Below are 14,227 nucleotides of genomic sequence, written 5' to 3'. Positions count from 1 at the left end.
CTGTACGCCAGTGTCGGTGGGTCAGGTACCCCTGTCCCTGACAGGCAACAAAAATACTGCGTGTTAACCCGACTCTGTTACCCGTTCTGCCCTTTTAAAGGCGGAGAAAATGCCGTCAGGCCCCGTCATCCTGGCCCTCGACTCACGTTGCAACAGAAAACTCAGCAATTGCTGTACCAGCCTGGCCAGCGAGGCCGGGCAAGTCAGCGGCAGCCGAAGATCATTAACTGGCATACAAATGGCATAACACTTAAAGCACCAGGGCATCTTTGGATGAGATGGATGGCCGCTTAACACGCCACTAGAAAGGACAAGCAAATGGAACATGGCAAATGGCTGCTGATCGCTGCCGTTTCAGGACTCAGCGCTAATCTGCAGGCTCAACAACAGGAAATCACCGGACTGGAAGTGGGGGGCTTCGAACTGTTGCCCAGTTTTGAATACCAGAGTCTTTACGATGACAACCTGACACGCAGCGACACGGCTCAGACAGACAGTTGGGCGTCGGTATACCGGCCTGGCCTGTTATTGAGAAATCAGTCCGAGGTGAATCCGTTCAGGATCAACTATCTGCTCAGTCACGCTGATTATTATTCCAGCAGCGAAGACAACTACACGGATCACTATTTTTCTGCCCTGTTGGGCACGGAAATCAACCGCCGGCACCGTCTTCGCCTGCAGGCCGATTTTACCGACGGTCATGATGATCGCGGCACGGCCTACTCAATCGGCCGGGGGGACGAATTGAGCGAACCTGACACCTATACCCGCGCCGGAGCCGATGTCATCTATTCTTATGGCTTGGAATCTGCCACCGGGCGGCTGGAACTAAATGCTGGGGTCAGCGAACTGGATTACGACGGTGACGCTCTGAATTATCAGGCCAGAGATCGACAGACCTCCCGTTACGGCGGCGCCTTCTATTATCGGGTGGGCCCGTCCACCGACCTGCTGCTGGACGCCAGCCAGGCTCATATTCGCTACGATCTGGCCCTGGATCCGCAAGTACCCTTGGACAGTGACGAGCGCAGTCTGCTATTGGGAGCCCGCTGGGAAGGGGGAGCCAATACCCGCGGTTTTGCCAAGGTCGGCTATCAGGAGAAGGACTTTGCCGCCGCACAGCGGCAGACATTCCACGGCCTGGACTGGGAAGTAGGCGTTACCTGGCAACCCCTGAGCTATTCGCAACTGGAACTGTCCACTGAGCTGGACAGCCGTGAGACCAATGGTGCCGGCGATTTCATCAAGAGTCGCGATTATCAGATACGCTGGCAGCATGACTGGGTGGAACGCCTGGGCACCAGCCTGACCCTGCGCCATCGAGACAATGAATATGTGGGGTCGCCGACTCTGCGGGAAGACGACAACCGCTTACTGCAACTGTCCACCGTCTATCAGTTTCGTCGCTGGCTGAGTTTTGAGCTGGCCTATCGTCATGATGAGCGGGACAGCACGGTTAAGGCGATCGAGTATGACCGCAACCAATACCGGCTGGCGGTCAGTATCAGCATGTAATTTGCGAAATGTGTAAGCAAGGAGAGTGAAACGTGTACAAAGCGCTGATGGTTTTTCTGTTAATCAGTCTGTTGCCCCTGTCAGGACAGGCAGCCGCCACCCAGTCGCTCAGCCAATACCAGTTGGGCTCTGGTGATGTGATTCAGATTACCGTGTTCGGTCAGCCGGATCTGTCGGTCAGGCGCCGGCTGCCCGATACGGGGGCCATCAACTACCCCTTTCTGGGTGAAGTTAAAGTGGTGGGGATGACAGCGCCCGAGTTAGAGGAATTCATCTATCAGGGGCTCAAAGGGGATTATCTGGTCAATCCGTCGGTGTCCGTCTCCATCGAAGATTACAGGCCATTTTTTATCGATGGCGAAGTGAAAAAGCCAGGAGGATATCCCTACCAGCCCGGTCTGACAGTGGATAAGGCCGCCGCCATCGCCGGGGGATATACGGAACGGGCGGCAAGGGACGAGATAAAAATTGTCCGCAGTCAGGGCAGTCAGACCCGCACCCTTGAAGCCACACGTACCGACCAGGTTCAGCCTGGTGACATTATCACAGTCGAGCAGCGGTTCTTCTGATGCCCATCGACCTTAATTTGAACCAATACAGGCAAGGAAGTGCAAATATGTGCAGATTCAACGTTGCCGGGCAGCCACAAGGAGTGCGGTCAGATGGCACGAGATAACCCCGAACAGCTTAAAGCATCGCTGTTTGAAACCGAGCAGATAGACTTGGCCCAGTACTGGCAGACCATCAGGCGCTTCCAGTGGCGAATCCTTACCCTGGCAGTGCTGGTCACCATGCTGGTGGCGGTGCTGCTGCTCTTCGTTACCCCCAAGTACCGGGCCGGCGCCTCTTTGTTGATTGAGGCGGATCAGGCCAAGGTGCTGTCCATCGAGGAAGTCTACGGCCTGGATACCAGCCGTAAGGAGTATTTTCAGACCCAGTATGAAGTCTTGCGCTCAAGGCAGATAGCCCAGGGCGTGGTGGAAAAGCTTAACCTCACCGAGCATCCCTATTTTGATCCGGCGCAGCAGCCGCCTTCACTGCTGCCGTTTGACGAGTGGAAAAATCAGGCCAGGCAATGGCTGAAGGAACATTTGACGTTCTTGCAAAGGGAACAGACCCAGGTGGCCACACCGGATCAGGAGCAGGCCGGGAAACTGCGCAAGGTGGTGGACAGGTTTCGCGCCAATCTGTCGGTGGTGCCGGTGAAGAACACCCAGGTCGTAAATATCTATTATCAGAGCGAATCCCCGGCCTTGTCGGCACTGATCACCAATACGGTGGCAGAGGTGTATATAGAAAATTATCTGGAAGCCAAATTTGCCATGACCAGTAAGGCCACGTCCTGGATGAATGAGAGCCTGGCGAGTCTGCGCAGCAAGCTGGATAAGGCAGAGAAGGAATTGGCGGAGTTTTACGAGCGGGAAAAGCTGGTCGACATGGAAGGAGGCGTGGTGGGCCTGACGGGTGACGAACTACAAGGACTGAGCCAGCAGCTATTGCAGGCGCAAAACAGGCTGGAGCAAAGCCGGGCGTTGTACGAACAGGTCAACCTGGGTAGCAATGACATCAGCAGTTTGGCCAGGCTGCCAGAGGTCCTCAACCATAACGCCATCCAGAATGTGCGCCGTGCTGAGGTGGAAGCGGAAAGCAAGGTGTCTGAGCTGGCCAGGGTGTACGGACCCAAACATCCCACCATGATTTCGGCCCGCGCCGAACTGGAGTCCATCAGGGAAAACTTCCGCAACCAGGTCCGTGAACTGATTTCCGGGATCAGTATGGAATACCGCTCCACCCAGGAGCGCGTGGCGACGCTGAAGAAAGCGGTGGAGGAAGCCAAGAATCAGTACCGGCGTATCAGTTCCCTGGAGTCAGAGCATCAGAAGCTGCAAAGGGAAGTGGATATTAACCGTCAGTTGTACAATTCCTTTCTGACCCGACTCAAGGAAACCAATGAAATAGAGGGGTTTGAAAAATCCAACGCCAGGGTGCTGGATCCCGCCGTGGTACCTACCAGCCCCTACAAGCCGGACAAGGTCATGGTGGTGGTGGTGACCTTTGCCGCCAGTCTGGCCGTTGGAGCGATGCTGGCCCTGCTGGCCGACGCCATGTACAGCGGTATCCGTTCGGTGGAAGACGTGGAACGCAAGCTCGGCCAGCGGGTCCTTGGCGTACTGCCCAGGCAAAAGCGCTGGCGGCGTAAATCCCTGCCCCTTCGTCACTACTTCGACAACAAACAGCATGCCTTCAGCGAGTCGGTGCGCAGTCTGCGGACCAGTCTTCTGCTGCTGAATATCGACAAGTCCAAGCGGGTGATTATGGTGACCTCCAGTATGCCCGAGGAAGGCAAAACCACCACGTCCATCAATCTGGCCTTTGCCATGGGACAATTGGGCAAGACCTTGTTGATAGACGGAGACCTGCGTCGTTCCGCTATCGCCAGACAATTTGGTTTCCCGGGGTTCCAGGCGGGACTGGCCAATATTATCGCCGGTACCCATACCATGCGGGAGTGTGTCGTCAATGATGCGACCTCCGGCATTGATATCATCGGCGCCGGCACCTCTCCCTCCAATCCCCAGGAAATGCTGGCGTCGGAACGTTTCGGCTACCTGCTCAAGCAACTGCGGGAAAGATACGAACACATCATCCTGGATACGGCGCCGACCATGGCGGTGAGTGATGCCATGGTGGTAGCCAACCACTGTGACTCACTGATTTATGTGGTCAAGGCCGATGCGACCCGGGAGAAGACCATCAACAAGGGCTTGATGAAGTTCATGCAGGTGGGACACAGGGTGGATGGAATCGTCCTCAACCAGTTGGACATTAAAGAAGCCATTAAGACAGGCGACTATTCGGCTGCCTATGAGCAGTACGCCTATGGCAAGGAAGGGAAGCGGGCGTGATTGATTTGCACTGTCACCTGTTGCCGAAACTGGATGACGGAGCCAGAAGTGACGAGGAGGCGATCGCCCTGGCCCGTTATGCAGTGGAAAACGGCATTACCCATTCAGTACTGACCCCCCATATCAATCCGGGACATTATGACAATGATCTGGCCGGTATCGAAACGGCACACCGACGTTTCAGGCAACTGTTGCAGCAACATGACTGCCCGCTCAATACCACTTACGCGGCGGAGGTCAGAATCTGTCCTGAACTGATCAATATGCAGGCCAGCCACTGCTTGCCGTTTCTGGGCAGATGGCAGGGGCAGCAGGTATTGTTGCTGGAACTTCCGCACAGCCATATCCCGGCAGGGACCGAGCAGGTGATTCACTGGCTTCTTTCGCAACAGATACTGCCTCTGGTCGCTCACCCGGAACGTAACCGGGACATCCTGGCTGATTACCGAAAAGCCACCTGGCTGAAATCGCAGGGGTGTCTGTTTCAGGTGACAGCCGGGGCCTTCTGTGGCCGGTTCCGGAGCCAGGTAAAACAAGTGGCGGAACAATTACTGGCGGACGGGCTGATCCATTTGGTGGCTTCTGACGCCCATAACCTGGAGCGGCGCCCGCCGGACCTCAGGGAAGGTTATGCCGCGGTGGAGCGTCTGGCAGGGGTGCAAACGGCAGACAACCTGTTCAAGCGCCATCCCTGGCAGATAATCAGCCACAGGTTTGACGAGTGACCTCAGCCATCCTGGCCATGGAATACCTTGCTGCATAACCCGCTTTTGGCTTGTCTGGCACAGATCCTGAATTACCCCTTTTGCATAGCGCATCCGCAGGGTGCCTGCGACTCACAGGATGAATCCCTGAGCTGCCGCCACTCCGGCAGTTTTCGGGCTGCCGGACCGGGTCATAAAACCGACCCAGGGCTATCAGGTCCAGTGTGGCAGGCCCTGCAGGCAAATCGGAGAGGAAGCGATGAAATTAAAGGATGTTAATTTTGCCAGGGTGGGAGGCCTGAAAACCGCCTGCCTGACGCGCCCACAGCTGGTGGAAGTGATCGCCGCCACTGTCGCAGATTACCGACAGCAAGTCGAGGCGGGCGAACGCCCATTGCCGGTGCTGGTTTTCGATTCCAATGGACAGGGTATTTCCCTGGCCAATTCGGATCCCGGCTTTATGCAGCTGTTGGCTCAGGCCGACATTATCCACGCCGACGGCCAGAGCGTAGTGAAGATGTCGCGGCGCTTCGCCGAGCGGCCCATTCCCGAGCGCTCGGCCACTACCGATCTGATTCACGATATTCCCCGGCTGCACAACCGGCCCCTAAGGCACTTTCTGCTGGGCGGTAAAGAACAGGTGGTCAACGAATGCGCCTGGCGCATGCAGCAGAGCTATGAAAATTTCGCCATTGCCGGCACCCAGCACGGTTACTTTCTTGAAGAGGACGAGCAACGGGTTATCGACCATATTAACCGGCTAAAACCCGATGTGTTGTGGATAGGGCTGGGCAAGCCCAAGGAACAGGCTTTTTGTATCCGCCATAAATGGAATCTGCAGGTGCCGGTGATAATCACCTGTGGCGGCTGTTACAACTACGTCACCGGTGACTATCGGCGGGCGCCGCAGTTTATGCAGGAGTGGGGCCTGGAATGGCTGCACAGGGCATTGTCTGAGCCGCGTAAGTTTCTCTGGCGTTATCTCACCACCAATCCCCATGCTCTGTATTGCATGTACAAACACAGAGTGACCCGTCAACAGCCCCATGGAGGGACCAATGGCTATTAATCGTGTGCTGTTTCTGCATAAGTTTTTCACTCCTGACGGCGGCATCGAGCGGGTGCATCAGAATCTCGCCACCGCGCTGGCCCGCCATCAGGTCCAAAGTTTCTTCTATGTGTATGACACCCAGGGAGAGAGCCGGGACGGATTCAAGCGACTGGCCGAGCGCTATCAGGCTTTTTCTCCCACTCAGGACAAAGGCTTTGTGGGCAAACTGCGGGAGCTGTTCGCCTGTATCGAAGCCATGCAGGTGGAGGTGCTGATCTCCGCCACCGAGACGGCCAATATGCTGGCCTGTCTGTGCGCCCTGCGTTACCCAAGACTCAGCGTCATCTATACCCGGCATTGTGCGCTGGATGTAAGCGGGCAGAAGCTGCCCCCCTGGGCCATCAAACTGCTGTACAACTGCTATGCCCTGACCAACCGCAAGATAGTGGCGGTGTCCCAAAGCCTGAGCGAACAGTTGCGCAGCGCCATACGTATTGGCAGGAGGCAGGTGGATTTCATCCCCAACGCGGTGGTGGACGGGCGCATCTTCGCCCTGGCCAAGACCAATACGCAGAAACTGCAGTTGGGCGACTACTATTGTGCGGTGGGTCGCCTGGTCAGACAGAAAGGCTTCGATATGCTTATCGACGCCTATGCCATGGCCAAGTGGCGCAACCCGGCTCTGCCGCAACTGGTGATAGTCGGCAGCGGCGAACTCCAGTCGCAACTGATGGAACAGGCTGAGCGGCGCGGTGTGGCCGACAGCGTGGTCTTTACCGGCTTTGTGGACAATCCCTATTACATCATTAAGCACGCCAAAGCCTTTATTCTTTCCTCCCGCCATGAAGGCATGCCCACCGTGTTGGTAGAGGCCATGGCACTGGATACGCCGGTGATTGCCTTTGACTGTCCCACCGGCCCCCGCGAACTGCTCGGTGACAATCAGTTTGGCGTGCTGGTGGCACCACAGGACGTGCCGGCGCTTTCCCAGGCGTTGCTGGAACATCAACAGCGCAACCATCGCCCCACCACGGACAAGGTGCTGAAGTTCCATTTCGATCAGGTCGCGCGGGCCTATATGCAACATTTCTAGGGGGTAGGATGGCAAACATCATGATCATTCTGCATGACCTGCGAGGCGGGGGTGCCGAAAAGATGATGGTTCGTCTGGCCAATCAGTTGGCCCTGGGCGAGGACCAGGTGGAGTTGGTGCTGCTCAGCAGCGGCGGCGACAACCTGGGTTTTGTCAGTGAGCGGGTGCAGGTCAGCGAGCTGGGTATCCCGCGAACCCTGAAAGCCTTTATGCCCCTGCGCCGGCACCTCAAGCACCGCGCCCCGGATGCCATCCTCTCGGTGCTGACCCATGTCAATGTCGTTGCGGCCCTGGCCTGTGCCAGTCTGGGGTGGCTGAGCAGGCTGTCGGTCAGTGAACGCAATACCTTTTCGCTGGATCGACAGGTTAACCGCAGCCTGCTGATGAAGGCGACCTATGGCCTCGCGCCGCTGCTTTACCGGCTGCTGCCCAGACCGGTGATCGCTGTCTCTCGTGGCGTGGCGCAGGATCTGATCGCCCATACATTGGTGCGGGCCGACAACGTGACCTGTGCGCCGAACCCTGTGATTGCCGAGGAAACCCGAGAGGCCGCCAGTGCCTCTGCGACCCATCCCTGGCTGCGGGAAAAGCCCGGCAAGGTACTGGTGGCGGTGGGGCGCCTGAGCCATCAGAAAGGCTTTGATCTGCTGATTGAGGCTTTTGCCAGGGTCTGTCAATCCCTCGATTGCTATCTGATCATCTTCGGCGAAGGGGAGCTTCGCGCCAAACTGACCAAGCAGGCAGCGATTCTGGAGGTGGCGGAGCGACTGGATATGCCCGGTTACACGGCCAATCCTATTGCCGAAGTCCAACAGGCCGATCTGTTTGTCCTGTCTTCGCGTTTCGAGGGCAGCCCCAACGGTCTGGTGGAAGCCATGTCAGTGGGTACCCCGGTGGTGGCGTTTGACTGTCCCCATGGACCGAGGGAGATCCTGCGTGACGGCACTGTTGCGCCCCTGGTCCGTGACGGCGACGTCAAGGCACTGGCCGAGGCCATCGTGCTGCGTCTTAGCCATGATCCTGACCGCCAGACCCGGCTGCGTCTTACGGAGGCGGTTCAACCCTACCGGGCCGACAATGCCGCCCTGTGTTACCGCCAACTGCTGCTTGGGAAGCCGGCCTGATGGTGTTGAGTCTGGACAGTCTGAAGCGGGGCTATCTGCTGCTGGCGCTGATCTATTACTGCGCCTTTCTCAATTTCGCCAGCAATCTGTTCGGGCCGGGCCAGGCAGAAGATATGTTGAACTATAACGCCGGCGGAAACCTGCCCAGGCAACTGATGGGTGTGATGCTATTTGGTCTGGGGGGCTATCTGTTCTGGCGAATGCGACACCTGGAAGGGCCTTTCCGGTTTACGGGGGGTATCTGGTGGCTGTTGCTGATTGGGTATTTCTGCCTGTCCATATCATGGTCCTACGAGCCGGATATCAGCTTTCGCCGGGTGATTGCCTTTTCCACCCTGGTGCTGGCGGCCTATGTACTGGTACAAAGCTTTGAGCCGGTCTCCCTGATGCGTTTTTTCGCCAATGCCGTCGGCGTGGCCGCGCTGATTGGATTGTTGCTGCTTCTGGTCAGTCCCTCCCTGGTTTCAGTGGGCGGCGGATTACGGGAGCATGCCTTCGTCGGCATTTTCGCCGACAAGAATGCCGGTGCCAGGGCATATGCCTATGCCGTCCTCATCCTGGTGGGCCTGGGTCACTTCCGTACCGGGACAGAGCGGACTTTGCTGGCTGTCCTGCTGCTGGCCTTAGTCCTGTCCCGCTCGGCCACGGCGGCAGTGATCCTGCTGGCCGGCCTGATGATGGTGGCGTTGCTGGCCTATCTACGCACCTATCGCCCACAGGTCAATTTCCACCGGCTGGTGATGATCAGCGCTCTGCTACTCCTGGGCGGTCTGGTCTGCTTCTACCTGTACGACGTGTTACTCGGCCTGCTTGGTCGCGATCCCACCCTGACCAACAGGGTGGTCATCTGGGAACTGATGGATGACTATGTGGCCGAGGAGCCGACATTCGGCTACGGCTTTGGCGCCTTCTGGGCCAGCAGTGCGGTGGCCGATTTTGTCGATCGCTGGGGCTATATAGGCAATGCCCACAGCGGTTACTACGAAGCGCTACTGCACGGCGGAATAGCCGGCCTGGGCTTGGTTGTCGCCCTGGTCGGCACCAGTTTGTTCAACGCCGCCAGAGCCTATATCTACCATCCGCAGGGGCTGCTGTTCGCGCCGCTGATCAGCATCCTGATATTGCAACTTATGGTGAACTATGTGGCTTTTGTGATCATCAATCACAACAGCTTCGACATGTTCCTGTTTGCGTTGATTTCTTTTACTGCTGTCCGCTACGTGGGCGAGCTTCGCCAATACAGATTCAAGGAGGTACTGTGAGATATACAACAGAAGACATTGCGGTGGTGATCCCCGCCTATAACTGCGCAGGGTTTATTCAGGACACCCTGGAATCCCTGTTCCGGCAAAGGGAGTTGCCCGGCGAGGTGATAGTGGTCAATGACGGTTCCACCGACAACACCGATGAGGTGATACGAGGGTCCCGTTATTTTCCGCTGATTCGCTACTGCCAGGTGGAAAACGGTGGCCCGGCGGCGGCACGCAACCACGGTGTGGCCCAGACGGCCAGACCCTGGGTGGCTTTTCTCGATGCGGACGACAACTGGGTCCACTGGCATAAACTGGAAATGCAGATTGAGCTGGCCAACCTGCATCCCCAGGCGGTGCTGATCGACACCTTTGCCGAAGTGCATTGGGGAGAGGACCGGGTGCTGACCATTGACAGGCACAAGGACGGCTGGGTATTTGAGCAGTTTCTGACCCGTAATGTCATCAACGCCACCTCCTCGGTGCTGGCCAGCACCGAGGCGATTCGTAAGGTAGGCGGCTTCGATGAGGATATACGCTTTGGTGAGGACCGGCTGCTTTGGGCCAGTCTGGCTTGTCGCGGCCAGGTGCATACTGTGCCACAGGTGACAGTGCGCAAGGTCAATCACGAAGGCAACCTGACCGCCTGCAGCGACAGGAATTACCAGTATCGTATCCAGTGTGTGGAACGCCTGATCCGCATGGCTAAAGTCAAGGGCAGGCAGGTCGACCATATCTGGTATGAAAACCTGGAAGAGTTTTTCCGCGACGCCCTGCGGGCCAATAATGTGCCCCAGTACCGGAATCTGTTCGAGAAGGCCAGGAAACTGTCCGGTGGACGGGTCTATTGGAGCCGTCATGCACTGATTAATGCCTATGGCAGCCTGGTGGGAAATTTCAACCTGCTTAACCAGTTACGCTGATCATGCGACACAGAGTCATCAACCTCAGCTGGATCTTTTTCGAGAAGTTCGGCCTGATCGGGATCTCGGTCTGCTCCTTCCTTCTCTATGCTTTACTGCTGGGGCCCAGCCAGTTTGGTCTGGGGGTGCTGGCCCTGACTCTGGCGGAGACATTCGGGGTGGTCTATTGCAGCCTGCTCGAAGATCCCCTGGTGCGTCGCAGGGACGATATGTCAAAAAGCGCCGCATCGGTATTCTGGCTGGGCGGCGCCCTTAGTCTGGTCACCAGTGTGGTGTTGGTAGGTGCCATCTGGCTGGCCAGCGACGACGGACTGTTTGTGGCCCTGGTGGCCTTTGCCTGTCTCAAACTGCTGGCCAGTGTCATGGCCAGGCCACTGGTCGCCATGCTCAGGCGCGAACGTAATTTCAAGGCCCTGGCCAACCGCACCCTGGCCGGAAAAGTGCTCGGCGCGCTGGCCGGGATTGGCGCGGCACTGGGCGGCGCGGGGGCCTGGGCCATCGTTTTGCAGGCGGTGGTCATGGATTGCTTTGCCCTGCTCTGGCTGCTCAGAGGGCGCTGGCAGCACGTATGGGGCCCGGTAAGTTGGCCGGTGTTTTTGTCTATCGCCAAAGAAGGCAGCTCCATTGCCCTGAAAATGCTCAGCCGCGGCATGCTGGTCAGGGGCATGACTTTACTGCTCGGTGCGACCACCAGCACCACTGTGGTGGGGTACTTCAGTTTCGCCAACCGCCTGATCGATCTGCCCCGCCAGGCGCTCAGCGAAGGACTGCTCAGTTATGCCCTGCCGGCCATTGCCAGGCGGGCCAACGAAGGGCATCAGGTGGGGCGATTCGTGTCGGATCTCAGCGTATACACGGCGTTGTTGATGGTGCCGCTGTTTGTCGGCGCCCTGGCGGTGGGGCCGGATATCATCCGTTATGCCTTCGATGAGAAGTGGCATGCCGCCATCGTATTGTTTCAGATCCTGGCCCTGCTGGCGGCCCTGCGCAGCCTGGTGTTGTATGTGCCCGCCACGCTGGCGGCCATGGGCCAGGCCAGAATCGGGGTGGGCGCGGATATCTGCCTCTCGCTGCTGAGTCTGGGGCTGGTCTGGTGGTTGTCACCCGCCCTGGGGGCCATGGCTGCCGTGCTGGCCCTGACGGTTCATACCACTTTGGATTTGGGTTTTAAGTGTTACCAGATAAGCCGGGTGACGCAGTTGGATTATCAGCGCCTGGCATATGATTACGGACGCATCCTGCTGGCATCGACTTTAATGCTGGGGGTGGTGTGGATGCTTTCCCGCCAGTTTGCCATGGATTTTGCCATGATACTGATCGCCGTGCTCACCGGCCTGCTGGTTTACCTGATCAGCTTTTCGCTGCTTAAACCCAATTGGTACAAAGGATTGATGCTGGTCATGAGGACCAGGACATGAGGGAGAAGGGAATGCATGTTCATTACTGGCAATCGCCAGAGGGCAAGGAGGGGAATTTTGGTGATGACCTCAATGCCTGGTTGTGGCGGGCGCTACTGCCGGGTGACTGGGACGACAATACCGATGTGATGCTCGCCGGTGCCGGCACAGTGCTGACCCACCAGCTCCCGGCAGCGAACAGGCTGGTGGTGCTGGGCTCGGGGGCCGGCTACGGCAGTCTGCCAGACTTTATCCATCAGCCCCATTGTCGTTGTTACGGCTTTCGCGGACCGCTGACCGCCCGTCTGCTGGGGTATGGTGAGGACTATGTGTTAGCCGACCCTGCCATTCTGATCCCTGATGTACTGGAAGTCCCCCCTCTGCCGCCCAACGACCGGCAGGTGGTGTTTGTACCCCATCTTGACAGCATGCGCCGCAGCGACTGGGGCAAAGTCTGCCGGATGGCGGGGATCGCCCTGGTCGATCCGAGAGACGAGTCCAAGCAGGTGATTCGCCAGTTGGCTCGGGCCAGGTTGGTGCTGGCGGAGTCCATGCATGCGGCTATTCTTGCCGATGCCTACCGGGTACCCTGGATCCCGGTCTGGAGCAGTCGCGAGATCAGTCGTTTCAAATGGAATGACTGGGCATTGGCGGTGGGCGCCAGGGTACGTCCCGTGTTTGTCCATCCGCCGTCCCGTATCGGTTGGCTCGATGATAAGATGGCGGCGGTGGCCCTCAATGACAATGCCAATCTGGCCAGTCTTTCCACCGAACAACCGGATCTGTCTGCCGCGGTCAGAGAACTGGCTGCCCAACAGGCCCGGCGAAGGGATCGCAGTATCATGGCCAGGCGCAGGCGTTACCTGAAAATTCGTCGCAAGCTCTTGCTGCCGCTGCTCAATGCTATAGGCAATCACCCAACCGGCCGGATATCGCGCACTGCGACCCAGTTGCAGGGGCTGGCCAGCCAACAGGGCTACCTGAGTGATGAACAGCAGTTTCAGGCCGCCAGACAACGTCTGTACCAGGCACTGCAGAGGCTGGCCGCCGACCGGCAGGACGGTTTCAACGATCTGCCCAAGCGGGCTGCCTGAATAATGTAATCGCGAAGCTGGGACCCCATCATTTCGCGCCCAGAGTAGGAGTTGCAAAAGCGGCTCCTTGTCTTTGCGTTTTCGCGTTCCTGCGCAAAAAAGCAAAGACAGGCAGGTTTCATATGGCTGCCTTATCGGTAATCAGTGACCCTCAGATTTGCTCCACTATCCGGCGGTGCGGCTGAACAAAAAGGCCGGCAACCGCGGCAGATTCCTGGCCAGGGTGCGCAGCAGCTCACGATTCCAGGTCACATTGAAAAAGCTCCCCAGCCCCAGCCGGCGGGGTTGGGCTGGACATAGCTCCTGCTCTGCGGGTGTCCCACAATCGGCAAGACGCTGAATCTGGTACTTGAGTATACGTGCCCGTAGGTGCTGGACTGACGGCTTGTCATTGGCCAGTCGCATCTCATGCTTGCGTAACACCTGCAGGGTGTCGGCGTAGAAACGGTCAACCTTATGCCGGGTAAGATTGTCCTGATGGCAGCAATAGGTAAAGCCGACGCCGGCGCACTGGGCAACTGGGGTCAGGTTGCAGAGGGTCAGCCAGGTGTCGGTGTCCTCGGCAAACTTCAGCCTGTCGTCGAAGCCGCCGGCGTGCAGGAATAACGCTTTTTCCACCAGGATCCCCTGGGTCATCAGAAAACCTGTCCTGCACAGGGCCCGTTGAAACAGCAGGGGGTCGAACCGCCGGCCAAATCGATTCTTCTCACTGGTGGCCAGCTCAAGCTCCTCCTGCAGATGCAACTGGCGGATAAAGCTGTCGTACACCGGTCTGCCGTCCAGGGTCTTGCGATTGTCGCTGAAAACCAGTTTGACCTTCTGGCTGGCAAAGCTGCGCAGGGTGCTGACCTGGGCATACAGGTAATCCGTCTGCCACTGGTCATCCGAGTCAAGAAACGCCAGCCAGTCGTAGCTGGCTAACATGGCGCCACGATTACGGGCGATAGAGGGTCGCCCGCTGTTGGGCTGGTAATGGTAGTGAAACCGCACGTCGCTGAGGAAGGGTTTGATCGCCTCGGCGCTGCCATCGGTGGAGCCGTCATCCACTATCACTACCTCAAAATAGGGATAGGTCTGTTGCTGAATACTGGCCAGGGTCTGTGCCACCGTATGAGCCCGGTTGTAGACGGGCACAATGATCGAAACGATATAGTCTGGTTCCTGCAGCAT

The 14,227-nt window shown here is 57.8% G+C and carries 13 protein-coding genes; 11 read left to right on the top strand and 2 right to left on the bottom strand.

Annotated elements, in window-relative coordinates; translation table 11 throughout:
- Window positions 1–63 precede the first annotated feature (63 nt).
- Window positions 64–234 (bottom strand): hypothetical protein, encoded by a 171-nt coding sequence (locus tag J0A66_RS05620; protein ID WP_206572795.1) that lies wholly within the window; start codon window positions 232–234, stop codon window positions 64–66.
- Window positions 235–318: 84 nt separating this feature from the next.
- On the opposite strand from J0A66_RS05620, the gene J0A66_RS05615 reads away from it, so the two are divergent.
- The 11 genes from J0A66_RS05615 to J0A66_RS05565 all read left to right on the top strand — a co-directional run bounded on the left by J0A66_RS05615 (window position 319) and on the right by J0A66_RS05565 (window position 13,057).
- The gene (locus tag J0A66_RS05615) at window positions 319–1,515 is read left to right on the top strand and encodes an outer membrane beta-barrel protein (RefSeq protein ID WP_206572794.1); all 1,197 of its coding nucleotides are present in this window, start codon (window positions 319–321) and stop codon (window positions 1,513–1,515) included.
- 47 nt (window positions 1,516–1,562) lie between these two features.
- Complete coding sequence (locus tag J0A66_RS05610; protein WP_206572853.1) at window positions 1,563–2,084, top strand: polysaccharide biosynthesis/export family protein; 522 nt, start codon at window positions 1,563–1,565, stop codon at window positions 2,082–2,084.
- A 93-nt stretch (window positions 2,085–2,177) separates the two neighbouring features.
- Complete coding sequence (locus J0A66_RS05605; RefSeq protein ID WP_206572793.1) at window positions 2,178–4,421, top strand: GumC family protein; 2,244 nt, start codon at window positions 2,178–2,180, stop codon at window positions 4,419–4,421.
- Entirely contained in the window at window positions 4,418–5,146 is a 729-nt protein-coding gene (locus tag J0A66_RS05600) for a CpsB/CapC family capsule biosynthesis tyrosine phosphatase (RefSeq protein ID WP_206572792.1), read from the top strand. Before J0A66_RS05605 ends, J0A66_RS05600 begins: the two co-directional genes overlap by 4 nt.
- Window positions 5,147–5,384: 238 nt before the next feature.
- Window positions 5,385–6,194 carry a WecB/TagA/CpsF family glycosyltransferase gene (locus tag J0A66_RS05595; RefSeq protein ID WP_206572791.1) on the top strand — a complete coding sequence of 270 codons (810 nt, stop codon included), beginning with the start codon at window positions 5,385–5,387 and terminating at the stop codon, window positions 6,192–6,194.
- The gene (locus tag J0A66_RS05590) at window positions 6,184–7,269 is read left to right on the top strand and encodes a glycosyltransferase (RefSeq protein ID WP_206572790.1); all 1,086 of its coding nucleotides are present in this window, start codon (window positions 6,184–6,186) and stop codon (window positions 7,267–7,269) included. The genes J0A66_RS05595 and J0A66_RS05590 overlap by 11 nt, the downstream gene beginning before the upstream one ends.
- A gap of 8 nt (window positions 7,270–7,277) precedes the next feature.
- A complete protein-coding gene (locus J0A66_RS05585) occupies window positions 7,278–8,393 on the top strand; it encodes a glycosyltransferase (RefSeq protein WP_206572789.1) in 1,116 nt (371 codons plus the stop codon).
- Complete coding sequence (locus J0A66_RS05580; protein ID WP_206572788.1) at window positions 8,393–9,655, top strand: O-antigen ligase family protein; 1,263 nt, start codon at window positions 8,393–8,395, stop codon at window positions 9,653–9,655. Before J0A66_RS05585 ends, J0A66_RS05580 begins: the two co-directional genes overlap by 1 nt.
- Window positions 9,652–10,566: a glycosyltransferase gene (locus J0A66_RS05575; RefSeq protein ID WP_206572787.1), complete on the top strand. Its 915-nt coding sequence runs from the start codon at window positions 9,652–9,654 to the stop codon at window positions 10,564–10,566. Before J0A66_RS05580 ends, J0A66_RS05575 begins: the two co-directional genes overlap by 4 nt.
- Before the next feature lie 2 nt (window positions 10,567–10,568).
- Window positions 10,569–11,984 (top strand): oligosaccharide flippase family protein, encoded by a 1,416-nt coding sequence (locus tag J0A66_RS05570; RefSeq protein ID WP_206572786.1) that lies wholly within the window; start codon window positions 10,569–10,571, stop codon window positions 11,982–11,984.
- An 11-nt stretch (window positions 11,985–11,995) separates the two neighbouring features.
- Window positions 11,996–13,057 (top strand): polysaccharide pyruvyl transferase family protein, encoded by a 1,062-nt coding sequence (locus J0A66_RS05565; protein WP_206572785.1) that lies wholly within the window; start codon window positions 11,996–11,998, stop codon window positions 13,055–13,057.
- Between the two features lie 165 nt (window positions 13,058–13,222).
- On the opposite strand, the gene J0A66_RS05560 is transcribed toward J0A66_RS05565, so the two are convergent.
- Window positions 13,223–14,227, bottom strand: coding sequence for a glycosyltransferase family A protein (locus J0A66_RS05560; RefSeq protein ID WP_206572784.1), 1,005 nt, complete (start codon window positions 14,225–14,227; stop codon window positions 13,223–13,225).

The organism is Bowmanella dokdonensis (genome assembly GCF_017254865.1).
Classification (GTDB): Bacteria; Pseudomonadota; Gammaproteobacteria; order Enterobacterales; family Alteromonadaceae; genus Bowmanella; species Bowmanella dokdonensis.
This window is presented reverse-complemented; position numbering and strand designations above follow the sequence as displayed.

What these genes read in the sequence shown, in the direction of transcription:
- J0A66_RS05620 (WP_206572795.1), bottom strand. Translation starts at nt 234, where the DNA reads ATGCCAGTTAATGATCTTCGGCTGCCGCTGACTTGCCCGGCCTCGCTG.
- J0A66_RS05615 (WP_206572794.1), top strand. Translation starts at nt 319, where the DNA reads ATGGAACATGGCAAATGGCTGCTGATCGCTGCCGTTTCAGGACTCAGC.
- J0A66_RS05610 (WP_206572853.1), top strand. Translation starts at nt 1,563, where the DNA reads ATGGTTTTTCTGTTAATCAGTCTGTTGCCCCTGTCAGGACAGGCAGCC.
- J0A66_RS05605 (WP_206572793.1), top strand. Translation starts at nt 2,178, where the DNA reads ATGGCACGAGATAACCCCGAACAGCTTAAAGCATCGCTGTTTGAAACC.
- J0A66_RS05595 (WP_206572791.1), top strand. Translation starts at nt 5,385, where the DNA reads ATGAAATTAAAGGATGTTAATTTTGCCAGGGTGGGAGGCCTGAAAACC.
- J0A66_RS05590 (WP_206572790.1), top strand. Translation starts at nt 6,184, where the DNA reads ATGGCTATTAATCGTGTGCTGTTTCTGCATAAGTTTTTCACTCCTGAC.
- J0A66_RS05585 (WP_206572789.1), top strand. Translation starts at nt 7,278, where the DNA reads ATGGCAAACATCATGATCATTCTGCATGACCTGCGAGGCGGGGGTGCC.
- J0A66_RS05580 (WP_206572788.1), top strand. Translation starts at nt 8,393, where the DNA reads ATGGTGTTGAGTCTGGACAGTCTGAAGCGGGGCTATCTGCTGCTGGCG.
- J0A66_RS05570 (WP_206572786.1), top strand. Translation starts at nt 10,569, where the DNA reads ATGCGACACAGAGTCATCAACCTCAGCTGGATCTTTTTCGAGAAGTTC.
- J0A66_RS05565 (WP_206572785.1), top strand. Translation starts at nt 11,996, where the DNA reads ATGCATGTTCATTACTGGCAATCGCCAGAGGGCAAGGAGGGGAATTTT.
- J0A66_RS05560 (WP_206572784.1), bottom strand. Translation starts at nt 14,227, where the DNA reads ATGCTGCAGGAACCAGACTATATCGTTTCGATCATTGTGCCCGTCTAC.